Source organism: Azospirillum sp. A29, assembly GCF_042604625.1.
In the GTDB taxonomy this organism is placed as follows: Bacteria; Pseudomonadota; Alphaproteobacteria; order Azospirillales; family Azospirillaceae; genus Azospirillum; species Azospirillum palustre.
In genome coordinates this window covers 1,880,001-1,901,477 of sequence record NZ_CP170466.1, presented here as the reverse complement: position 1 = coordinate 1,901,477, position 21,477 = coordinate 1,880,001, and the positions used below count along the sequence as shown (strand labels likewise).

17 protein-coding genes, 1 tRNA gene and 2 rRNA genes (1 of these 20 cut by a window edge) are annotated in these 21,477 nt (G+C 66.7%); 7 read left to right on the top strand and 13 right to left on the bottom strand.

All coding sequences use genetic code 11. From position 1 onward, the window contains the following. Positions 1 to 200: 200 nt before the first annotated feature. Complete coding sequence (locus ABNQ38_RS24010; RefSeq protein ID WP_377808365.1) at positions 201 to 788, bottom strand: DUF1178 family protein; 588 nt, start codon at positions 786 to 788, stop codon at positions 201 to 203. A 199-nt stretch (positions 789 to 987) separates the two neighbouring features. On the opposite strand from ABNQ38_RS24010, the gene ABNQ38_RS24005 reads away from it, so the two are divergent. Then, positions 988 to 1,548 carry a class I SAM-dependent methyltransferase gene (locus tag ABNQ38_RS24005; RefSeq protein WP_377808364.1) on the top strand — a complete coding sequence of 187 codons (561 nt, stop codon included), beginning with the start codon at positions 988 to 990 and terminating at the stop codon, positions 1,546 to 1,548. Between the two features lie 23 nt (positions 1,549 to 1,571). Here the strand turns inward: ABNQ38_RS24005 and ABNQ38_RS24000 are convergent, their stop codons facing one another. Beyond that, positions 1,572 to 2,156, bottom strand: coding sequence for an RNA methyltransferase (locus ABNQ38_RS24000; RefSeq protein ID WP_377808363.1), 585 nt, complete (start codon positions 2,154 to 2,156; stop codon positions 1,572 to 1,574). 79 nt (positions 2,157 to 2,235) lie between these two features. Between ABNQ38_RS24000 and ABNQ38_RS23995 the strand changes: the two genes are divergently transcribed. The 3 genes from ABNQ38_RS23995 to ABNQ38_RS23985 all read left to right on the top strand — a co-directional run bounded on the left by ABNQ38_RS23995 (position 2,236) and on the right by ABNQ38_RS23985 (position 5,696). Then, positions 2,236 to 3,372 (top strand): asparaginase, encoded by a 1,137-nt coding sequence (locus ABNQ38_RS23995; protein WP_377808362.1) that lies wholly within the window; start codon positions 2,236 to 2,238, stop codon positions 3,370 to 3,372. Between the two features lie 61 nt (positions 3,373 to 3,433). Beyond that, positions 3,434 to 4,351, top strand: a complete 918-nt coding sequence (locus tag ABNQ38_RS23990) for a GyrI-like domain-containing protein (RefSeq protein WP_377808361.1) — start codon at positions 3,434 to 3,436, stop codon at positions 4,349 to 4,351. Positions 4,352 to 4,457: 106 nt separating this feature from the next. Beyond that, on the top strand, positions 4,458 to 5,696 hold the full coding sequence (locus tag ABNQ38_RS23985) for a class I SAM-dependent methyltransferase (protein WP_377808360.1): 1,239 nt from the start codon (positions 4,458 to 4,460) through the stop codon (positions 5,694 to 5,696). A gap of 27 nt (positions 5,697 to 5,723) precedes the next feature. Here ABNQ38_RS23985 and ABNQ38_RS23980 read toward each other — a convergent pair whose 3' ends face one another. Then, positions 5,724 to 7,106, bottom strand: coding sequence for an aspartate aminotransferase family protein (locus ABNQ38_RS23980; RefSeq protein WP_377808359.1), 1,383 nt, complete (start codon positions 7,104 to 7,106; stop codon positions 5,724 to 5,726). A 224-nt stretch (positions 7,107 to 7,330) separates the two neighbouring features. Between ABNQ38_RS23980 and ABNQ38_RS23975 the strand changes: the two genes are divergently transcribed. Beyond that, positions 7,331 to 7,966, top strand: coding sequence for a glutathione S-transferase family protein (locus ABNQ38_RS23975; RefSeq protein WP_377808358.1), 636 nt, complete (start codon positions 7,331 to 7,333; stop codon positions 7,964 to 7,966). A gap of 42 nt (positions 7,967 to 8,008) precedes the next feature. Here the strand turns inward: ABNQ38_RS23975 and clpB are convergent, their stop codons facing one another. Beyond that, entirely contained in the window at positions 8,009 to 10,612 is a 2,604-nt protein-coding gene (gene clpB, locus ABNQ38_RS23970; RefSeq protein WP_377808357.1) for an ATP-dependent chaperone ClpB, read from the bottom strand. A 306-nt stretch (positions 10,613 to 10,918) separates the two neighbouring features. On the opposite strand from clpB, the gene ABNQ38_RS23965 reads away from it, so the two are divergent. After that, positions 10,919 to 11,470 carry an NUDIX domain-containing protein gene (locus ABNQ38_RS23965; protein WP_377808356.1) on the top strand — a complete coding sequence of 184 codons (552 nt, stop codon included), beginning with the start codon at positions 10,919 to 10,921 and terminating at the stop codon, positions 11,468 to 11,470. Positions 11,471 to 11,597: 127 nt separating this feature from the next. After that, entirely contained in the window at positions 11,598 to 12,362 is a 765-nt protein-coding gene (locus tag ABNQ38_RS23960) for an MOSC domain-containing protein (protein WP_377808355.1), read from the top strand. Between the two features lie 26 nt (positions 12,363 to 12,388). On the opposite strand, the gene ABNQ38_RS23955 is transcribed toward ABNQ38_RS23960, so the two are convergent. From ABNQ38_RS23955 to ABNQ38_RS23915, 9 genes are all read right to left on the bottom strand, one after another. Next, positions 12,389 to 12,829, bottom strand: coding sequence for a DUF4167 domain-containing protein (locus ABNQ38_RS23955; RefSeq protein WP_377808354.1), 441 nt, complete (start codon positions 12,827 to 12,829; stop codon positions 12,389 to 12,391). A 283-nt stretch (positions 12,830 to 13,112) separates the two neighbouring features. After that, the gene (gene prmC / locus ABNQ38_RS23950; protein WP_377808353.1) at positions 13,113 to 13,961 is read right to left on the bottom strand and encodes a peptide chain release factor N(5)-glutamine methyltransferase; all 849 of its coding nucleotides are present in this window, start codon (positions 13,959 to 13,961) and stop codon (positions 13,113 to 13,115) included. Between the two features lie 4 nt (positions 13,962 to 13,965). After that, positions 13,966 to 15,051, bottom strand: coding sequence for a peptide chain release factor 1 (prfA, locus tag ABNQ38_RS23945; protein WP_109051815.1), 1,086 nt, complete (start codon positions 15,049 to 15,051; stop codon positions 13,966 to 13,968). Beyond that, positions 15,026 to 16,357, bottom strand: coding sequence for a glutamyl-tRNA reductase (gene hemA, locus ABNQ38_RS23940; RefSeq protein ID WP_377808352.1), 1,332 nt, complete (start codon positions 16,355 to 16,357; stop codon positions 15,026 to 15,028). The genes prfA and hemA overlap by 26 nt, the downstream gene beginning before the upstream one ends. 37 nt (positions 16,358 to 16,394) lie before the next feature. Next, entirely contained in the window at positions 16,395 to 17,564 is a 1,170-nt protein-coding gene (gene ispG / locus ABNQ38_RS23935) for a flavodoxin-dependent (E)-4-hydroxy-3-methylbut-2-enyl-diphosphate synthase (protein ID WP_377808351.1), read from the bottom strand. Positions 17,565 to 17,716: 152 nt separating this feature from the next. Beyond that, positions 17,717 to 18,970 carry a RodZ domain-containing protein gene (locus ABNQ38_RS23930; protein WP_377808350.1) on the bottom strand — a complete coding sequence of 418 codons (1,254 nt, stop codon included), beginning with the start codon at positions 18,968 to 18,970 and terminating at the stop codon, positions 17,717 to 17,719. Between the two features lie 224 nt (positions 18,971 to 19,194). Then, positions 19,195 to 19,271 (bottom strand) — tRNA-Met (locus tag ABNQ38_RS23925). Between the two features lie 81 nt (positions 19,272 to 19,352). Beyond that, positions 19,353 to 19,468, bottom strand: a 5S ribosomal RNA gene (gene rrf, locus ABNQ38_RS23920). Between the two features lie 147 nt (positions 19,469 to 19,615). Then, positions 19,616 to 21,477 (bottom strand): 23S ribosomal RNA (locus tag ABNQ38_RS23915) (it continues 883 nt past the right edge of the window).

Genomic DNA, 21,477 nt, shown 5'->3' with positions numbered 1-21,477 from the left:
CCCTACCTTGGTCGATGGGGTGGGCGCCGAGGGGGCGGACGGCCCCGAAAAAGCAAGCCTGGGCAAGGCTGTAGCGCCATACGGGAAAGGCGCCCCCGTTGCCGGGCGCGCCTTTCAAACAGTCAGCTTTTCAAACGGTTTCGTTGGGACTCAATGGCAGGGCCGCGCGGTGGCACCACCCTGCCGGGACCGGCTGCCCTTCAGGAATCGGTGCGCGGAATCCAGGGGATGCGGTGAAATGTCACACCTTCCTCGTGGAGTTCGGAAACCTCCTCGTCCGACGCCTCGCCATATATGCCACGCGGGTCGGTCTCGCCGTAATGGATGCGCCGCGCCTCCTCGGCGAAACGGTCGCCGACATAGTCGCAGTTCTTCTCCACACTGCGCCGCACCTCGGTCAGCTGCCGCATCACCTCTGCCACCGCCTCGCGCTGGGCGTCGTTCAGACTCGGCGGCAGGGCGGCGACCACATCGGCGGCGTTCGGCAGCGGGACCGGCGCGGGGATCGGTGCCGGAAGGGGGAGCTGTGCCGCAGTGGCGGGAGCAGCCGGCGGCGTCATCGACGGAGCGTTGGCCGCAACGGCCTCGGCCTGTTCGCGGGCACGGTCGGCGGCCTTGGCGACGCCCTTGGCGATGCGCGGGGCCATCGGCGCCTTGCCGACCACGGTGTCGCCGCAGATCGGACAGGCGATCTGATGGCCCGCCGCCTGTTCGTCATAGGCGGCACCGTTGCGGAACCACGCTTCGAACTGGTGGTCGGCCGAGCATCTCAACGCGAAGAGGATCATATCCCCACAAGCCCCAACTGACCCGCAGCAGGAAAGACAAGTCCGGGCACGCCGGTCCGGGTTGCGGCGCGACTCGGGAATCGCCCTAATTCAGCACGGCTGGGCCGCGCCGTCAAACGCCGGACGGGCCATACGCGCGTACCTCCTGTGATATCGTTCCCGACACCATCGAAAAAAGTCCGGATAAGGGAATTTCTCCATGCCCACACCCCATCCGCTGTCGCCGCCCTCCCCCTGGGTGGAGCGATTCGCCCCGCTGGTGCGGGCGGGCGGGCCGGTGCTAGACCTCGCCTGCGGCGGCGGACGGCATCTGCGCCTGTTCCGTCGCCTCGGCCATCCGGTGGTGGGGCTGGACCGCGACCTCGGCGGCGTCGCCGACCTGGGGGGCGGCACGAACGTCACCCTCGTTCAGGCAGACCTGGAAAGCGGCGACTCGGGGATTTCTCCCACCTCCCTCCCGCTTGACGGCACCTTCGCCGGGATCGTCGTCACCAACTACCTGCACCGCCCGCTCTTCCCCGCCATCCTGGCGACGCTGGAACCGGGCGGCGTGCTGATATACGAGACCTTCGCCGATGGCAATGCCCGCTTCGGCCGCCCGTCCTCTCCCGACTTCCTGCTGCGGCGGGGAGAGTTGCTGGAGGCGGTGCGCGGCAGGCTTCAGGTGGTGGCCTTCGAACAGGGCGAGCTGTCGGTGCCCAAGCCCGCGGTGGTGCAGCGGATCTGCGCCGTCGCCGGGGACGATCCGCTGCCGCTCTGATCCCGCATCCTTACTCGTCGCACTCACTCGTCGCTTTCGTCGGCGACCGGCTTCTGCTCCCCGCGGATCCGGCGGCGGCGGTCCTCCTTGCGCATGATCTGCTTGCCATGCTTGTGCTGGGCCGGCCCCTCCAGCGGGCCGCCGGGACGCACCGGGCGCTCGGCGAAGCGGCCGAGCGAGATCATGCGGTCGTACATCACCAGCGCCCCGGCGACGCCGACGTTGATGCAGAAGGACATGGGGATCTTTACCACATGGTCGCAGCGCGCCAGCAGGGCGGGCGACAGGCTGTCGCGCTCCGGCCCCAGCACATAGGCGGCGCGCGACGGGTGGCGGAAGCTGGGCAGTTCCACCGCGTCGTCGGTCAGTTCCACCCCGACCAGCATGCAGTCCCTGGGCAGGGTGAAGTCGGCCACCCGCTCGTGGATGTAGAGCGGCAGGTGCAGCGTGGCGCCGGAGGTATCGACCAGCTTCGTCTCGCGCAGATCCGGCTCCGGATCGATGGCGAAAAAGAAGGAGGCGCCGAAGGCATGGGCGGTGCGCATCAGGTTGCCGACATTGCCCGGCTTGCTGATCCGCTCCACCCCGATTCCGAAATAGCCACGCATGAAGAGCCCGCTGATCTGGGTAGGAATATGACCGGGCGGGAGCTTGCCGCCGCAGCCCGCCCGAGGCAAGCTTGCCGGCATGAGCCCAGACAATCCTCACGACCATTCCTCCTGCTGCGGCGGCGAACACCACCACAGCGATTCCCACCATGACGGCCACCGGCCTGGCGAGAGCGCCGAGGGCCGTGCCGACCTGTCCGGCCCGGCGGAAAGCCCGATCACCGTCGAGGTGACGCGCGGCAGCCTGGTGGAGTCGGTCCACCGCGCCCGCGCCTGCATCGTCGATGCCGGCGGCCATGTGCTGGCACGCTGGGGCGACATCGATTCACCGATCTACCCGCGCTCCGCCATCAAGTCGCTGCAGGCGATCCCGCTGGTGGAAAGCGGCGCGCTCGACGCCTTCGGGCTGGGGGATGAGGAGTTGGCGCTCGCCTGCTCCTCCCACAATGGCGAGGCGCGCCACACCGAACTGGCGCGGTCCTGGGCCGGGCGGGTCGGTCTGACGCTCGACGACTACGAATGCGGCGCGCAGATCCCCTACGATCCCGCCACCGCCGAGGATCTGGTCCGCCGCGGCGAGGCGCCGACCGCCTTCCACAACAACTGCTCGGGCAAGCACAGCGGCTTCCTGACCACCGCAAAGCACAGGGCCGAACGGCTGAAGGGCTATGTCCGCTACGAACACCCGGTGCAGCAGCGCATCCTGGGCGTGATGGAGCAGATGACGGGCCAGGACCTGTTCGGGGCGCCCTGGGGCGTCGATGGCTGTTCCATTCCCACCATCGGCATTCCGCTGGGCGCCATCGCCTATGCCATGGCCCGCATCGCCGACCCGGTCGACTTGCCCGACGCCCGGGCCGAGGCCGTCACCCGCATCGCCGCCGCCTGGGGCAAGCACCCCTTCCTGATCGGCGGCACTGGAACCTTCGACACGGCGCTGATGGAGGCGGCCGGAGGCGCCGTGCTGGTCAAGGGCGGAGCCGAGGGCGTCGGCTGCGCCGTAATCCCCGAGCAGGGCATCGGCATCGCGCTGAAGATCGAGGACGGTGCCGCCCGCGCCCGCGAGGTGGCGCTGGCCGCCCTGATCCGCTCGACCCAGGCGCTGACCGAGGCGCAATGGGCGCGCGTGCCGCAGCTGCTGACCACCCCGCTGCTGAACCGCGCCGGCGCGCGGGTGGGCGAGGTGCGGGCGGCGGGCGGATGGCCGTCCGCCTAACTCCGCAAGCGCGATCAAGCGGCTGCCGGCTAGCATCGGCGGGACTGGAGGACGTCACGCCATGACCAACGACAGCATCTCCACCGACGCAACGGCCGCGTGGCCCGTGCCGTGTTCCGCGGTTGCGGCCAAGCCCGGCACGCGGCTCGATTACGGCGACCGGATCGAACGGGTGGTGACATTCATCGCCGCGCATCTGGACGAACCGCTCGACCTCGATCGGCTGGCGGAGGTCGCCTGCTTCTCGCCCTGCCACTTCCACCGCATCTACCGGGCGATCACCGGCGAGACGGCGGCGGAGACCCTGCGCCGGCTGCGCCTGCACCGGGCAGCAGGCGATCTGGTGTGCGACAGCATCGCCATGCCGGCCATCGCCCGGCGGGCGGGGTATGGCAGCGTCGAGGCCTTCACCCGCGCCTTCGGGCAGAGCTATGGCGTGACACCGGCCGCCTACCGCAAGCGCGGGCGGCTCAATCCTCCAGTCCCGGCCAACCACCAGATGGAGGACAGCATGCACGACGTCGAAATCCGCGACCTTCCCGCCCACCGCATCATCGGGCTGCCGCACACCGGCCCCTATATGACCATCGGCACCAGCTTCGACCGGCTCTATACCTGGGCGTCCAAGCAGGGGCTGACCGGCCCCGGCACCCGCAGCTTCGCCATCTATTACGACGATCCGGAATCGGTGAGGCCGGAGGATTTGCGCTCCTTCGCCGGGCTGATGCTGGACCTGGGCATCGTCGAGGATGGGTTGATCCGTGTGGTGGACATCCCCGGCGGGCGTCATGCCGTGGTGCGGCACAAGGGCCCCTATGCCGAACTGGGCGCGGTCTACCGCTGGCTTTATGGCGAGTGGCTGCCCAACAGCGGCCACACGCCGGGAGATGCCCCCTGTTACGAGGAATATCTCAACAACCCGCGGGCGTTGCCGCCGTCCGAGTGGCTGACGGAGATCTGCGTTCCCCTGGCTGGGTGATCGTCAGCGAAAGGCGGTCACCGAAAGCACGTCATCGGGCAGGTGCGATACGGGCGGATGCGGTGCTATGGTCGCCGCGCCCATTTTTTCCCGTTGAGCGGTTCCCATGAGCATCGACGATCTGCGCGCCCAGTATGAAGCCTATCCCTATCCGGCGCGCAATCCGGCCGACGAGGCCGAACGGCTGATCAACGGCTCGCCCAGCCACCTGGACGAGTTCGTGCAGCATGTCTTCGGCGGCCGGATCGACCATTCCAGGCCTCTGCGGGTTCTGGTGGCCGGCGGCGGCACGGGGGACGGCACCATCATGCTGGCGCAGCAGATGGCCGATGCCGGCAATCCCGGCCGCATCGCCTACATCGACCTGTCGGACGCCAGCCGCGCCGTCGCCGAGGCGCGGGCCAGGGCGCGCGGCCTGACCAACATCGACTTCCACCGTGGGTCGCTGCTGGAGCTGGACGGGATTACGGCGGAAGCGGGGCCGTTCGACTACATCGATTGCTGCGGCGTGCTGCACCATCTGGACGACCCGTCTGCCGGCCTGCGCTCCCTGGCCGGCGCGCTGGCGCCCGGTGGCGGCATCGGCATCATGGTCTACGCGCCCTACGGCCGCACCGGCGTCTATCCGATGCAGGAGGCGCTGCGCGGCATGACCGAGGGGTTGCCGCCGGCCGAGAAGGTGGCGCTGGCCCGCCGGCTGATCCAGGCGCTGCCGCCGACCAACTGGCTGCTGAACAACCCGCACATCGGCGACCACCGGCTGGCCGACGCCAATCTCTACGACCTGCTTCTGCACAGCTGCGACCGCCCCTACAGCGTGCCGCAGCTGGCGGAGCTGGCGGACAGCGCCGGGCTCGCCGTCGCGACGCTGATCGACCCGCTGCGCTACGAGCCGTCTCTCTGGGTCAAGGACGCCCGCATCCTGAAGCAACTGGCGGGGCTGGGCATGCTGGAGCGCGCCGCCTGGACCGAGCGCATCACCGGCGCCTTCACCAAGCACATCGCCTATCTGCTGCGCCCGGCCGATCTGGAGGCCGCCTGCATCCGGCCGGACGGGCCAGACGTGGTCCCGGTCCTACGCGACATCGACGGCAAGACCGTGGCGAAGGCCGTTCCGCCCGGCGGCAGCCTGGAATTCGACCTGATGGGCAACGTGGTGTCGCTTCCCCTGCCCCGGCTGGCCGGCCCGATCCTGTCGCGGATCGACGGCAAGACCAACCTGGGCTCCCTGCACGCCGCCATCGAACCGACCACCAAGGTGACCTGGGAACAGTTCCTCACCCAGTTCCGCCAGCTGTTCGACGCGCTGGGCGGCCTGGGCAAGATGCATCTGCGGCGGGGATAGGGCGGAAACCCCACCCCCGGCCAATTCTTACCCCCGCAGAACCGGCACCGCGGCATCGAGCGCCTTGGTCAGACGGTCGAAGGTCTGGTGGATTTCCGCTTCGGAGATCACCAGCGGCGGGCAGAGCGCAATGGAATCGCCCATGGCGCGGACGATCAGGCCGTTGTCCTGGGCCAGACCGTTGACCAGGGCGCCGGCACGGCCGGGCGGATCGAAGGGCGTCTTGGTCCCCTTGTCGGCCACCAGTTCCAGCGCGCCGATCAGGCCGATGCCGCGGGCCTCGCCGACCAGCGGATGGTCCGCCAGCGCTTTAAGCCGCGACTGGAAGGCCGGGGCGACCGAGCGGACATGCCCGACGATGTCGCGTTCCTCGTAGATGTTCAGCGTTTCCAGCGCCACCGCCGCCGCCACCGGGTGGGCGGAGTAGGTGTAGCCATGGCCGAAAGTGCCGATCTTCCGGCTTTCCTCGACGCAGGCGCGATAGATGGCGTCGCTCACCATCACGGCGGAGATCGGCAGATAGCCGGACGACAGCTGCTTGGCGCAGGTCAGGATGTCCGGCTGCATGCCGACGGTCTGGCTGCCCCAGAAATTGCCGGTACGGCCGAAGCCGCAGATCACCTCGTCGGCGACCAGCAGGATGTCGTATTTCTTCAACACCGCCTGGATCTTGGCGAAGTAGGTCGCGGGCGGAACCACGACGCCGCCGGCGCCCATGATCGGCTCGGCGAACATGGCAGCGATGGTGTCCGGCCCCTCGGCCAGGATCAGCGCCTCCAGCTGTTCGGCCAAGCGGGTGGCGAAGGCCTCCTCGCTCTCGCCTTCAAGCCCATTGCGATAATGGTGCGGGCAATCGCCGTGGATGATGCGGGCGATCGGCAGGTCGAAGTCGCGGTGGTTGTTGGGCAGCCCGGTCAGGCTGGCGGTCGCCACCGTCACGCCGTGATAGGCACGCTGGCGCGACAGGATCTTCTTCTTCTCCGGCCGGCCGAGCGCGTTGTTGTAGTACCAGATCAGCTTGATCGCAGTGTCGTTGGCCTCCGAGCCGGAATTGGCGAAGAAGACCTTGGACATCGGCACCGGCGCCAGACCGATCAGCTTCTCGGCCAGATCGATGCCGGGCTCGTGCGACTTGTGGCCGAAGATGTGATAGGTGGACAGCTGCCGCATCTGCTTGGTCGCCGCCTGGACCAAGCGCTCCTCTCCCCAGCCGAGCGAGACGCACCACAGGCTGGCCATGCCCTCGATGTAATCCTTGCCGCCATCGTCGAAGACGTGGATGCCTTCGCCGCGTTCGATGATCATCGGCCCCTGCGTCTCATGAGCGTGCAGGTTGGTGTAGGGATGGAGGACGAAGGCCTTGTCGCGGCTGGCGGCAGAGTTGCCGGCGGTGCTGCCCGGAGCGGTCATGGAGTGGATCTTCCTGTTCGGTCTTGTCGGGTTCGTTGCCCTGGATGGCCGTAGCGGCTCACCGCAGGGTGTTCGATTTGTTAAACAGTATCGCCGATCATACGCACAGTTTCGCCACTCGACAAACCCGCTTCGCCGTCATCCGTGCCATGCGCGCAAGACGCTGGCGGGACGCCAAGCCGGATGGGACAGCTTGACCGGAACGACGAGAGGGAGGAGCCGCTTTGCGCACGCTTTACGGTATGGTCAGCACGGCCGCGATGGCGCCACACATCCTGCTGCGCGAGATCGGCGACCCTTTCGAACTGCGGCTGCTCGACCGCGACAGGGCGGAGCATAAGAGCGCCGCCTATCTGGCGCTGAACCCGCATGGCCGTGTGCCGACGCTGGTCGACGGCGATCTGGTGCTGTACGAGGCCGCCGCCATCTGCCTGCATCTGGCCGACAGCCATCCGGAGGCGAAGCTGGCCCCGGCGGTCGGCACGCCCGAGCGGGCGGAGTTCTACAAATGGCTGGTCTATCTGACCAACAGCGTCCAGGCCGAGATGCTGCTGTACTTCTACCCCGAGCGTTATGTCGAGGGCACGCAAGCGCAGGCCGCCTTCAAGGCGGCGACCGAAACCCGGCTGAACGGTCATTTCGATAAGATTGACCGCGCGCTTGCAGAGCGTACGTGGCTGCTGGGCGACACGTACAGCGCCGTCGACCCGTACCTGTTCATGCTGTGCCGCTGGACCCGCTTCATGGGTCGCCCGGCACGTACGCTGGGCAATCTGGGACCTTACCTCGCCCGCGTTCTGGAGCGTCCGGCGGTGAAGGCCGCTTTCGAGGTGGAAGGGCTGGGGGCGCCGTTTTACTGAGGAAAAAAGCCCTCTCCGACGGTTGGGAGAGGGCCTTCGGCCTTACGCCTTGCGAATCAGCCCGCTCACCGGCTGGCCGTCGATGGTCAGGGAGCCGCCTTCGGCTCCGACCGCCACCGTCTGGCCGTCCTTGATGCGGCCCTCGAGAATCAGGGTCGCCATCGGGTTCTGCAACTCGCGCTGGATCACCCGCTTCAGCGGACGGGCACCGTAGACCGGGTCGTAGCCGGCCTCTGCCAGCCATTCGGTCGCCGCCTCGTCCACCGTCAACGTGATCTCGCGGTCAGCGAGCATCTTCGTCAGGCGGCCGAGCTGGATCTTGACGATGCCGCCCATATGCCGGCGGTCGAGCCGGTGGAACAGCAGGATCTCGTCCAAGCGGTTCAGGAACTCCGGCCGGAAATGGGCGCGGACCGCTTCCATCACCTCGTCGCGCACGGCGGCGCTGTCCTCGCCCTCCGCCTGCTCGGCCAGCGCCTGCGAGCCGAGGTTGGAGGTCATGATGATGACCACGTTGCGGAAATCGACCGTGCGGCCCTGCCCGTCGGTCAGCCGGCCGTCGTCCAGCACCTGGAGCAGCACGTTGAAGACGTCGGGGTGGGCCTTCTCCACCTCGTCGAACAGCACGACCTGATAGGGCCGGCGGCGCACCGCCTCGGTCAGCGCCCCGCCCTCCTCATAGCCGACATAGCCCGGAGGCGCGCCGATCATGCGGGCGACGGAGTGCTTCTCCATGTATTCCGACATGTCGAGGCGGACCATCGCCGTCTCGTCGTCGAACAGGAACTCGGCCAGCGCCTTGGTCAACTCGGTCTTGCCGACGCCGGTTGGACCGAGGAACAGGAAGGAGCCGATGGGACGGTTGGGGTCCTGCAACCCGGCCCGCGCCCGGCGCACAGCATTGGACACGGCGACGATGGCCTCGTCCTGGCCGATCACCCGCCCGCGCAGCTTGTCCTCCATCGCCAGCAGCTTCTCGCGCTCGCCGGCCAGCATCTTGTCGACCGGCACGCCGGTCCAGCGGCTGACCACCGCGGCGATGTCGCTGTCGCGCACCTCCTCGTTCAGCATGCGGCTGCTGGCATGCTCCTCGGCGTCCTTCAAAGCCTTTTCCAGACCGGGAATGACACCATAGGCAAGCTCGCCCGCGCGGCCCCAGTTGCCGTCGCGCTGCGCCGTCTCCAGTTCGGTGCGGGCCTTCTCCAGATCCTCCTTGATCTTCTGCGCGCCCTGTAGCTGGTCCTTCTCGGCCTGCCACTTGGCGGTCAGTTCTGCCGATTCCTGCTCCAGATCGGACAGCTCGCGCTCCAGATTGACCAGACGGTCGCGCGACGCGGAGTCCTGCTCGCGCTTCAGCGCCTCGCGCTCGATCTTCAGTTGTATGATGCGGCGGTCCAGCTCGTCGATGGCTTCGGGCTTGCTGTCCACCGCCATGCGCAGGCGGCTCGCCGCCTCGTCGATCAGGTCGATGGCCTTGTCGGGCAGGAAGCGGTCAGTGATGTAACGGTTGGACAGGGTCGCCGCCGACACGATGGCGCTGTCGGTGATGCGCACGCCGTGGTGCACCTCGTAGCGCTCCTTCAGGCCGCGCAGGATGGAGATGGTGTCCTCCACCGTCGGCTCCGACACGAAGACCGGCTGGAAGCGCCGGGCCAGCGCCGCGTCCTTCTCGATGTATTTGCGGAACTCGTCCAGCGTGGTGGCGCCGACGCAATGCAGCTCGCCGCGCGCCAGCGCGGGCTTCAGCATGTTGGACGCGTCCATCGCGCCGTCGGACTTGCCGGCGCCGACCAGCGTGTGCAGTTCGTCGATGAAGACGACGATCTCACCGGCCGCCGCCTGGATTTCCGACAGCACGGCCTTCAGCCGCTCTTCGAACTCGCCGCGGTACTTGGCGCCCGCCACCAGCGCGCCAAGGTCGAGAGACAGCAGCTGCTTGTTCTTCAGGCCCTCCGGCACGTCGCCCTTGACGATGCGCTGGGCCAGCCCCTCGACGATGGCGGTCTTGCCGACGCCGGGCTCGCCGATCAGCACGGGATTGTTCTTGGTGCGCCGGGCCAGAACTTGGATGGTGCGGCGGATTTCCTCATCGCGGCCAATCACCGGATCGAGCTTGCCGTCGCGCGCCGCGGCGGTCAGGTCGCGGGCATATTTCTTCAGCGCGTCATAGCCCTGCTCGGCGCTGGCGCTGTCGGCGGTGCGGCCCTTGCGGATGTCGTTGATGGCGGTGTTCAGCGCCTGCGGCGTCACGCCGGCGGACTTCAATGTCTTGCCCGACGGGGTGCCGTCGGCCATGGCCAGCGCCAGCAGGATGCGTTCGGCGGTGACGAAGCTGTCGCCGGCCTTCTCGGCGACCTTCTCGGCCTGTTCGAAGACGCGGGAGAGTTCGGGCGTCAGGTAGAGCTGACCGGCGCCGCTGCCTTCGACCTTCGGCAGCTTGTCCAGTTCGGCGTCAACCGCCGACAGGGCCGCCTTGGAGTCGCCGCCCGCTGCACGGATCAGATTGGCGGCAAGCCCTTCCTTGTCGTCCAGCAGCGTCTTCAGCAGATGTTCCGGGGTCAGGCGCTGATGCCCACGGCGCACGGCCAGGGTCTGGGCGGCCTGAATGAACCCGCGGCTGCGTTCGGTATATTGCTCGAAATCCATGATGCTCCCCTATCTCCTGTCGACCGTCCGCGAGGCAGCCCGGTCGACGTGATCCACGCAACTGTGCGATCCGCAAGGATGCTGCCGAAGATGTAGGCAAGGCCGAAGGCCATGCAAGACCATCTGCGTAGAAAGGTTATCGGTAGAGAAACGTGACCATACCTGCCTCCTCCAGACCGGTTAGGATCGGGAAAAAGAGGTAGCGCGCGACCTGCCGATTGCCCCCTACACCATCCCTCCCGCCCACGGCTAGACTGCCGCCATTCCGCCTTTCCGCCTTCCAAGGGCCCCGTTCCGGATTTCATCATGACCGATCTGGCCGCCTCCGGTTCCCCGACCAGCACGACGCCGGCATCCGCCGACAGGCCGATTCCGAGAACCATGACGGGCCGGCTGCTTCGTCTCGCCTGGAGCCTGCGCGGGGTCTGGCATCGGCTGGCACGGCCGCTGACCATGGGGGTGAGGGCGATCATCCTGGACGAGGCGGACCCGGCATCGCCCGGCGTCCTGCTGATCCGGCACAGCTATGTCGATGGCTGGCACCTGCCCGGCGGCGGTGTCGGGCGGGGAGAGACGCTGGTCGACGCCATGCGGCGCGAGGTGCGGGAGGAGGTCGGGCTGATTGCCGACCGCCCTGCTCAGCCTTTCGCCATCTATGCCCGTTTCCGCAACGGAGCGAGCGACCATGTGGCGGTCTATGTCGTGCGCGGCTGGAGCGGCAGCCCGAAGGCCGACGGTGTTGAGATCGTCGAAACCCGATTCTTCCCGCTCGACCGGCTGCCGACCGACCTGTCGCCTGCCACCGGGCGGCGGCTGGAGGAATTTCTTGGTCGACGGCCCGTCGCCGAACGCTGGTAGCGGCACCAGATTACGGGGTGGAGCGGGCGGTTCGGGCGATCCGGCCTGCTATACCCCAGCCGCAGCGTGAGAAATAGGCACCGCATCGGTTGACAGGGACGCTCAAGCCCTTTCATTGTGCAGTGCAATGAACGCCACACTGACCGTCATCCGCCGCTATCCCGTCAAGGGGATGAGCGGCCAGGACCTTCCCGCCATCGAGCTGACCGCTGGTCAGGCGATTCCGCTCGACCGCCGCTATGGGCTATTGCACGGTCCGGCCGCGCTGGATACCGAGACGCAGGGCTGGCGCCTGCCGTCGGATTTCTTCACGCTGGATCGTACGGAAAAGCTGGCGGTCTTGCAGAGCGAGTTCGACGAGGCGACGCAGGCTCTGATCATCCGCCGCGGCGGCCGGCAGGTGTCGCGCGGCCGGCTGGACCAGCCGATGGGCCGCAACCTGCTGGAACAGTTCTTCGCCGCCTATCTGGCCGGGATCGTCCCCGGCATGCCCCGCCTGATCGAAGCGCAGCAGGGCGGCTTCGGCAACAGCGAGGAACCGTCGGTCACGCTGCTGAACCTCGCCAGCCTGCGCGACCTGGAGGAGCGGATCGCAAAGCAGCCGGTCGATCCCCGCCGCCTGCGCGCCAACCTGCTGATGGACGGCATCGATCCCTGGGCGGAGCGCGGCTGGGTCGGCCGGACCCTGACCGTCGGTAAGGCAACGCTGGAGGTGGTGGAGGCGCTCGACTGCACGCCCGGAAACGATGTGAGCCCGGATACCGGCGTCGCCGACCTCAGCCTGACGAACATTATGGAACGCGGCTATGGCCACAACCAAATGCTGCTGCGCGCCCGGGTGACCGGCGGCGGCCGGATCGCAGTGGGCGACCCGGTCACGCCGGCCGAATAAACGTCACCTCAGGTAAGCGTCACATATCAGGCGTTTACGGCCGCCCGTTCCTCGCCGTCGGTCTCATCCTCGGCCGGCTGCTCGTCCTCGTCGCCACCATGCGAAGACATCTGCGGCTGGTGGCCGTGCCCATTGCCGGGCTGCCCACCGCGCTGGCGGTTTTCCGATTCCTGGATCTGGTTGATGATGCGGAGGTAATGCTCCGCATGCTGCAGGTAATTTTCCGCCTGCACCCGGTCACCGGATGACATCGCGTCGCGGGCAAGCGCCTGATATTTCTCCTGCACCTGCCACGCATTGCCGCGGATGCGGACATCGGGGCCGTTGCTGTCGAAGGTCTGGTGGCGCAGCGGAACATTCTGGCGCCGGCCGGCACTGCCACCCCCGCCGCCACCACCACCACCGCCGCTGCCCCCGCCGCTGTTGCCACGACCACGCGAACGCCTGGAGTTCGGTCCCTGTCTCATTCGGCTCTTAAGGCCCCATGCAAGAGAAGCGCAGTCCCCGGAACGCTCAAGCAGCCATCCGGCCCTGCGGCCCGGCCACCGAGCCCACCATGGACGATTTCCATGGGTCGCTCACGGGGTTCAAACGACGCGTCCGCATCGCGTGCGGCAGGCCATGGCGGTCAGCGCTCGGCAGAAAACCATCCGAGATTTTTGCTCCGCAGGCCTCAGGTTCGCGGTCGTGTACCGCACACTACCCGCCAAAGCCTGCCGATCCAACCGTTTTTTTGAATGGGCAGCCGCCTCACAGGCTCTTCCGAGCCCTGACACAGCGCTTTACCCCACCAAGGTCACACAGAATTGCGGTGTCACCCAACCCCTGTGCCCCGATCAGTGCCGCCACGTCTTCCGCCTGGCCCTGCCCGACTTCGAACGCGACCAGTCCACCGGGGACCAGCAGACGCGGCAATTCGGCTGCGAGGATACGGTAGGGCTCCAGCCCGTCCGGCCCGCCGTCCAGCGCGCGAAGCGGGTCATGCTCCCGCACCTCCGGCTCCAGCGTGGCAATGTCGGCGCTGGGGATGTAGGGCGGGTTCGACACCACGATGTCGAAACGCTCATCGATCCCCTTGGCCCAATCGCCGGTCTGGAAGCGGGCGCGCTCAGCCAGCCCGTTGCGGGCGGCGTTCCCGGCCGCCGCCTCCACCGCCAGCGGGCTCAGATCGACGCCGACACCGGTGGCATTCGGCAGCTCCGACAGCAGCGCCAGCAGGATGCAACCCGTTCCGGTTCCGAAATCGATCAGATGCAGCGGAGCTTTCCGGTCGGAGATGGCGGCCAGAACAGCCTCCACCACCGTCTCGGTGTCCGGCCGCGGTTCCAGCGTGTCGGGGTTGAGGGCAAGATCGATGGTCCAGAACTCCCGGTGCCCCAGGATGCGCCCAACCGGCTCCCGCGCCGCACGCCGCTCCACCAACGCCAAGGCATGGGCAGCATCCGCATCGGGAATAAATTGTTCCGCTTTCGTAACGAAGTCGGTGCGGGTGAGGGTCAACGCATGCTCCAGCAGATAGCGGGCGTCGAGTTCCGGAGTATCGACGCCGGCCTCACGCAGCCGCGCCTCGGCCTGGGCACGCAGGGTGCGGAGGTTCATGCGATCACCCCAGCTCCGCCAGCCGGGCGGCCTCGTCCTCGGCAATCAGGGCGTCGACCAGTTCATCCAATGCCTCCCCGGCCATCACCTTGTCGATCTTGTAGAGCGTCAGGTTGATGCGATGGTCGGTCACCCGCCCCTGGGGGAAATTGTAGGTGCGGATGCGTTCCGAGCGGTCGCCGCTGCCCACTTGGTTCTTGCGGTCGGCCGCACGGACGGCGTCCTTCTCCGCCCGCTCTCTGTCGTACAGCCGGGCACGCAGCACCTTCAGCGCCTTGGCCTTGTTCTTGTGCTGCGACTTCTCGTCCTGCTGGCTCACCACCAGCCCGGTCGGCAGATGGGTGATGCGCACGGCGCTGTCGGTGGTGTTGACCGACTGGCCGCCGGGACCGGAGGAGCGGAAGACGTCGATCCGCAGATCCTTCTCGTCGATATGGATATCCACCTCCTCCGCCTCCGGCAGCACGGCGACGGTGGCGGCCGAGGTGTGGATGCGGCCCTGTGCCTCGGTCGCCGGCACGCGCTGGACGCGGTGGACGCCGGACTCGAATTTCAGCCGGGCGAACACGCCACGGCCGGTGATGTTGGCGGTGGCCTCCTTGTAGCCGCCGATGCCGGTCTCGCTGACATCCATCGCCTCGAAGCGCCAGCCATGCAGGCCGGCATAGCGGCGGTACATCTCGAACAGCTCGGCGGCGAACAGCGCAGCCTCATCGCCGCCGGTCCCGGCCCGCACCTCTAGGATGGCGTTCTTTTCGTCCGCCTCGTCCTTGGGCAGGAGCGAAATCTGCACCTTGCGCTCCAAATCCGGGATGCGCTTGGTCAGGACGTGGAATTCCTCCTCCGCCATCGCCTTCATCTCGGGGTCGGCGCCGGGATCGCCCATCATCGCCGCGATCATTTCCGCCAGATCGGCGGCCTCGGCGCGGCCCTTCTTCAGTTCCGCGATGGCCTCGGCAATCGGGGTGAGGTCGGCATATTCCTTGGACAACCGGGCGAAGTCGCCGGACTCGGCAAGGCCGGCCGCAAGCGTGTCGCGCAGCTCGTCGTACCGGGCCATCACCTTATCGAACTTCTCGTCCAGGCTCACGTCGCTCGTCCTTATCCCGTTCGTTCTCTTCCAATGCGGCAGCGGTCAGCCGGTCCAGCCCGAACAGGCGGAACATCAGCCGTTCCGCCGCCGCCCGTTCGGCCAGCCCCTCGCCACTGCCGTCGGCAGCGAGCGCCCGCAACGCCTCCGATGGGGCGTGCAGCAGGCGGTTGACCAGCAGCCGCGTCGCCGAGGCCGCGTCCAGATCGGCATGCCCGGCCAGCAGGCGCCGCCGCTCCGCTTCGAAATGGCTGCGAAGCGCCGCCACGGCGGGCACCGCGGCGCGTTCCGCACGGTCGCGGGCGAAAGCGGCAACCGCCTCGTCCACGATCATCCAGGCCGCCTGGGTCGCCGCCTCGCGCCCAACCCGGCCCTGCAGCGCCACCCGCTCCAGATCGGCCAGATCATAGACGAAGGCGCCGTCCATACCCGCCACCGCCGGATCGACGTCGGCCGGAATGGCGGCATCGACCACGAAGACCGGCCGGCGTCGGCGGCGCTTCAACACCGTCTCCATCATCGGAGCGGTCAGGATATAGCGCCCAAGGCCGGCCGCGGTCACCAAGATATCGGCGCCGGTCATCGCCGCCTCCAGATCGGCCCAGGGAGCGAAATGCCCGTCGAGCCGCCGAGCCGCCGCTTCCGCCCGCCGATCCACCGGCGCTGCGACGGTCAGCCGCGGCAGCCCGGCCTCGCGCAGACCCTCCAGAACCAGGGCGCCCATGTCGCCCATTCCCACCAGCAGAGCGCCGCAGCGCCTGATGTCGCCGTGCAGGTCGCGCGCCACCTGGATGGCTGCCGCGGCCAGCGAGGTGGCGCCCTCCGCAATCGGCGTCTCGCTGCGCACCCGCTTGGCGGCGGCATAGGCAGCCTGCAGAACCGCTTCCAGCTCCGGTCCGGTCAGCCCCGCACCGGAAGCGCTGCGGTGGGCCGCCTTCAGCTGCCCCAGGATATGAGGTTCACCGACGATTTGGCTGTCGAGCGAGCAGGCCACCGCGAACAGGTGGCGCACGGCGTCGATACTGGTGCGGGTGTAGAGCTGCGGCGCCAGATCGGATGTCGACAGGCCGGCGCGGTCGGCCATGACCTCGGCAATCGCCAGGGCCGCCTCGTTCGGGCGTTCATGGACCGCCTGCACCTCCACCCGGTCGCAGGTGCTGAGCCACAGCGCCTGCCCCACCCCCACGGCACGCAGCCGCTCCAGCATTCCCGCCACTTCCGCCTCGTCGGTGGACAGGCGGTCGCGGACGACGCCGGAGCAGGTCCGGTGGCTGGCGCCGATGACGAGGTAGGAGGTGGTGGTCACGCCGCGGATCGCTGTCCCTGCCCGAATTCCGGGCAGCTTACTCCGCGGCGGGGGCCACGTCTCGCGTGGTTTCTCGGGTGGTTTCGGCTTCGGCAGCCTCCGCGGCAGCCTTCGTCGCCTCGATCTCCGCCGCCTTCTTCTCGACCAGCCCGACCAGATGCTGGACGATGTCCTGGTCCTTCAGCCGATGGTCGGTGACGCCGGACAGATAGACCTGATGGGTGTTGTTGCCGCCGCCGGTCAGACCGATGTCCGTTTCCCGCGCCTCGCCCGGACCGTTCACGACGCAGCCGATCACCGACAGGGTCAGCGGGGTGGTGATGTGGGCCAGCTTCTGCTCCAGGAGTTCCACCGTCTTGATGACGTTGAAGTTCTGCCGGGCGCAGCTGGGGCAGGAAATGACGGTCACGCCGCGCCGGCGCAGCCCCAGCGACTTCAGGATGTCGTAGCCGACCAGGACCTCCTCCGCCGGATCGGCCGACAGCGAGACGCGCAGCGTGTCGCCGATGCCGGACCACAGCAGCATGCCCAGACCGATCGACGATTTCACCGTTCCGGCGCGCAGGCCGCCGGCCTCGGTGATGCCGATGTGCAGAGGATAGTCGCACGCCTCCGCCAAGCCCTGGTAGGCGGCGACGGCCAGGAAGGCATCCGAGGCCTTCACCGAGATCTTGAACTCGCGGAAATCATTGTCCTCCAGGATCTTCGCATGGTTCAGCGCGCTTTCGACCATCGCCTCTGGGCAGGGCTCGCCGTATTTCTCCAGCAGATCCTGCTCCAGCGAGCCGGCATTGACGCCGATGCGCATCGAACAGCCATGATCCTTGGCCGCCTTCACCACCTCGCGCACCCGCTCGGCCGAGCCGATGTTGCCGGGATTGATCCGCAGGCAGGCGGCTCCGCTCTCCGCCGCTTCGATGGCGCGCTTGTAGTGGAAGTGGATGTCGGCGACGATCGGCACCTTTACCTGCCGCACGATGTCCTTGAGCGCCAGAGCCGATTCGCGGTCGGGGCAGGAGACGCGGACGATGTCGGCCCCCACCCGTTCGGCCGCCTGGATCTGCTCCACCGTGGCCTTCACGTCGGTGGTCGGCGTGTTGGTCATGGTCTGGACCGAGATCGGCGCATCACCGCCGACAAGCACGTTGCCGACGCGAATTTGGCGCGATTTGCGGCGAAGGATCTGGCGGTAGGCGCGCACGGTCATCTCAGGTCAGCCTCTGGACAGCAAAACGGAGCCGGGTGCCGCATCCTAGCGCAGCCGGCATCAGGCCAGAAGTGCGCTCCGGTGCCGGGGATTCAAGGGACAGGGTTGGTGGGGCGCGGCCGACGCATGGCTGACGCCCTCACTGGCCGGTTTCAGCGCCGCACGACCCCGTGGCCGTCGATGGCGACATCGCGCAGCACCTGCCCGACGGAGCCCAGTGGCGGACTTTCACCGCCATCGGCCATCACCACCAGACCGCCAGCGTTGCCGGTGCGGATCTTCACGTTGGGCTTGTCAGGGACGCGGAAGGTGTCGCCCGGCTTCAACACGCGGGTGAAGACGATCTCGCTGCCATCACGCACTTGAAGCCAGCTTTCCTGCGTCGCCTTCAGGATCAGCTTCGCATTGGTGTTCAGGGTGCCATAAACCTTGCCGTTGGCCGGGACCGACGCGGCCGGAACCGCGGGCGCGGCCGGAGGGGCCGCCGCGGCGTTCAGCGGAGTCGGATCCTGCGGCGACGCCTCGTCGTCATCCTCGGCCGGCGGGGCCGGCACATTGACGATGCCCTGCCCACTCGCCTGGTTGGCAGCGGGTGCGTTGGCGGAGGGTAGCGGAGACTGGGCCGGCGGCAGTCCGGCGGCAGCAGTCCCAGCCTGCGGCTTGGCAGTACCGCCCTGCGGAGTTGCCGGCGCTGGCGTGGCGGTGGATGCGGCAGTCTGCGGCGGCTTGCCGGCGGTGGACGGCGTTGCGACAGGTGCCGAAGTAGAGGGTGCCGATCCAGCCTGAGTCGGGACCGGAGCCGGATTGGCCGGAGATTGGGCTGTGTTTGGAGCCGGTGTCGTGATCGCCGGTGCCGGAACGGCGGGTTCGGCGCCGGGCTGGCTGGCCGTTGCGGACTGGTCGGCAACTTGCTCGACCGGTTTGGCCGGCACACCGTCCAGCAGCGAGACCAGACGGTCCGGCAGGGTCGGAACGAGGTCCGCCACCGACCGGTCGGTCGCCGACAGGTAGTACCAGCCGCCATAAACGATGCCGGCAAGCACCAGCGTGCCGAGCAGCAGCGTTCCACCCGATGCCCGCCCTTCGGCCGCCGGAGTAGGCAGATACAATTCCTGCCGGCGGACGCTGCCGGTAGCCTCCTCCTTGTAGCGGGTGACGACCATGTCCGGGTCGAGCCCCAGGCACTCGGCATAGGAGCGCAGGAAACCGATGGCGTAGGTGCTGCCCGGCAACTCCTGATACCGCCCTTCCTCGATCGCCAGCAGGTAAGGATAGCGGATGCGCAGCATCGTCGCGACGTCGCGCAGGTCATAGCCATGCGCCATCCGCGTCGCACGCAGAGTCTCGGAGACGGAGGGACCGGACGGAGCCGGATCGAAATCGTCGAAAACTTTGCGCTTGGCCATGGGCTCGCCATCTGCTCGCAGCTTGTGCACACACTGGAAAAGCATGCGCAGCGGGGGTATCCGCGTGGATGCAACTTGCGAAATGGGTACGACATGCCGCCCCCACGGCGCAACCGCAATGACCACGGGTCAGGGAACGCGGGTCGTGACAAGTGGGTGCAGGGACTCCGCTCCGAACAGCAAGAAGCCCGCCGTGCGTGAGCGCGGCGGGCTTCTTGTTGATTTGGTTGCGGGGGCAGGATTTGAACCTGCGGCCTTCAGGTTATGAGCCTGACGAGCTACCGGGCTGCTCCACCCCGCGGATGTATCATTGTCGGGTCATGGAGTTGGTGAAGATGCAAGCATTTGTGCTTTGGTTTGGAGCGTCTCTTGTGCCTGAGCGACCTGGCGGCGACCTACTCTCCCACGTCTTAAGACGCAGTACCATTGGCGCGGAGGCTTTTCACGGCCGAGTTCGGGATGGGATCGGGTGTTTGACACCTCGCCATGACCACCAGGTCACCGAGGCACAAGACCGACGCATCGTTACCGAAAGCGCATATGCTTGTTCGTGCAAGTGATTTGAGGATGTATCGAACGGCGATGCGCTGGTCAAGCACTGCTTGGAGCAGGCTTGCTGCTGCGCATGGCGCGGTTAGTGGTGTCGAGATCAAGCCGATCGAGCGATTAGTAAGGCTTAGCTTCAGGCATTGCTGCCCGTCCACATGCCTCCTATCGACGTGATGGTCTGTCACGGCTCTCAAGGGAGCTCTGGTTTAGAGGTGGGTTTCCCGCTTAGATGCTTTCAGCGGTTATCCCGTCCATACTTAGCTACCCGGCCATGCCACTGGCGTGACAACCGGTGCACCAGAGGTATGTCCATCCCGGTCCTCTCGTACTAGGGACAGATCCTCGCAAAACTCCGACACCCACGGCAGATAGGGACCGAACTGTCTCACGACGTTCTAAACCCAGCTCACGTACCACTTTAATCGGCGAACAGCCGAACCCTTGGGACCTGCTCCAGCCCCAGGATGTGATGAGCCGACATCGAGGTGCCAAACGACTCCGTCGATATGGACTCTTGGGAGTCATCAGCCTGTTATCCCCGGCGTACCTTTTATCCGTTGAGCGATGGCCCGTCCACGTGGAGCCACCGGATCACTATGGCCGACTTTCGTCTCTGCTCGACTTGTCAGTCTTGCAGTCAGGCGGGCTTATGCCATTGCACTCGTCGAGCGATTTCCGACCGCTCTGAGCCCACCATCGCGCGCCTCCGTTACACTTTGGGAGGCGACCGCCCCAGTCAAACTACCCGCCATGCAGGGTCCCGGACCCGGATAACGGGCCACGGTTAGATGCCAGAGACTTCAAGGGTGGTATTTCAAGGTTGGCTCCACACGAGCTGGCGCCCATGTTTCCAAGCCTCCCACCTATCCTACACATGAAGTCCCTAGCACCACTGCAAAGCTGTAGTAAAGGTGCACGGGGTCTTTCCGTCTGACCGCGGGAACTCCGCATCTTCACGGAGAGTTCAATTTCGCTGAGTTGGTGTTGGAGACAGCGGGGAAGTCGTTACGCCATTCGTGCAGGTCGGAACTTACCCGACAAGGAATTTCGCTACCTTAGGACCGTTATAGTTACGGCCGCCGTTTACCGGGGCTTCAATTCAGAGCTTGCACTCCTCCTCTTAACCTTCCGGCACCGGGCAGGCGTCAGACCCTATACGTCGCCTTGTGTGGCTTCGCAGAGCCCTGTGTTTTTAGTAAACAGTCGCTACCCCCTGGTCTGTGCCCCCCGCCATGGCTTGCGCCACAACGGGGCCCTCTTCTTCCGAAGTTACGAGGGCAATTTGCCGAGTTCCTTCAACACCATTCTCTCAAGCGCCTGGGTATACTCTACCAGTCCACCTGTGTCGGTTTGGGGTACGGTCTGTAAGGCGGGGCTATTTCCTGGAACCGGTCCACAGCACGATCAATCCGATAAGATCGTACACGCTTTCCAATCCGTCACCTCCGCCAGGCCCACGAATATTAACGTGGTTCCCATCGACTACGCCTTTCGGCCTCGCCTTAGGGGCCGGCTCACCCTGCGTGGATTAACCTTGCGCAGGAACCCTTGGACTTTCGGCGACAGTGTTTCTCACACTGTTTGTCGCTACTCATGTCAGCATTCTCACTTCCGATACCTCCAGGCGGCCTCACGGACACCCTTCGCAGGCTTACGGAACGCTCCGCTACCACGCGATCAAAGATCGCATCCGCAGCTTCGGTACACGGCTTGAGCCCCGATACATTTTCGGCGCAGGCCGGCTTAACTAGACCAGTGAGCTATTACGCTTTCTTTAAAGGATGGCTGCTTCTAAGCCAACCTCCTGGTTGTCATGGCCTTCCCACATCCTTTCCCACTTAGCCGTGATTTGGGGACCTTAGCTGGCGGTCTGGGCTGTTTCCCTCTCGACGATGGACCTTAGCACCCACCGTCTGTCTGCCGGACTGCACTCTGCGGTATTCGGAGTTTGGTTAGGT

What these genes read in the sequence shown, in the direction of transcription:
- ABNQ38_RS24010 (WP_377808365.1), bottom strand. Translation starts at nt 788, where the DNA reads ATGATCCTCTTCGCGTTGAGATGCTCGGCCGACCACCAGTTCGAAGCG.
- ABNQ38_RS24005 (WP_377808364.1), top strand. Translation starts at nt 988, where the DNA reads ATGCCCACACCCCATCCGCTGTCGCCGCCCTCCCCCTGGGTGGAGCGA.
- ABNQ38_RS24000 (WP_377808363.1), bottom strand. Translation starts at nt 2,156, where the DNA reads ATGCGTGGCTATTTCGGAATCGGGGTGGAGCGGATCAGCAAGCCGGGC.
- ABNQ38_RS23995 (WP_377808362.1), top strand. Translation starts at nt 2,236, where the DNA reads ATGAGCCCAGACAATCCTCACGACCATTCCTCCTGCTGCGGCGGCGAA.
- ABNQ38_RS23990 (WP_377808361.1), top strand. Translation starts at nt 3,434, where the DNA reads ATGACCAACGACAGCATCTCCACCGACGCAACGGCCGCGTGGCCCGTG.
- ABNQ38_RS23985 (WP_377808360.1), top strand. Translation starts at nt 4,458, where the DNA reads ATGAGCATCGACGATCTGCGCGCCCAGTATGAAGCCTATCCCTATCCG.
- ABNQ38_RS23980 (WP_377808359.1), bottom strand. Translation starts at nt 7,106, where the DNA reads ATGACCGCTCCGGGCAGCACCGCCGGCAACTCTGCCGCCAGCCGCGAC.
- clpB (WP_377808357.1), bottom strand. Translation starts at nt 10,612, where the DNA reads ATGGATTTCGAGCAATATACCGAACGCAGCCGCGGGTTCATTCAGGCC.
- ABNQ38_RS23965 (WP_377808356.1), top strand. Translation starts at nt 10,919, where the DNA reads ATGACCGATCTGGCCGCCTCCGGTTCCCCGACCAGCACGACGCCGGCA.
- ABNQ38_RS23960 (WP_377808355.1), top strand. Translation starts at nt 11,598, where the DNA reads ATGAACGCCACACTGACCGTCATCCGCCGCTATCCCGTCAAGGGGATG.
- ABNQ38_RS23955 (WP_377808354.1), bottom strand. Translation starts at nt 12,829, where the DNA reads ATGAGACAGGGACCGAACTCCAGGCGTTCGCGTGGTCGTGGCAACAGC.
- prmC (WP_377808353.1), bottom strand. Translation starts at nt 13,961, where the DNA reads ATGAACCTCCGCACCCTGCGTGCCCAGGCCGAGGCGCGGCTGCGTGAG.
- ispG (WP_377808351.1), bottom strand. Translation starts at nt 17,564, where the DNA reads ATGACCGTGCGCGCCTACCGCCAGATCCTTCGCCGCAAATCGCGCCAA.
- ABNQ38_RS23930 (WP_377808350.1), bottom strand. Translation starts at nt 18,970, where the DNA reads ATGGCCAAGCGCAAAGTTTTCGACGATTTCGATCCGGCTCCGTCCGGT.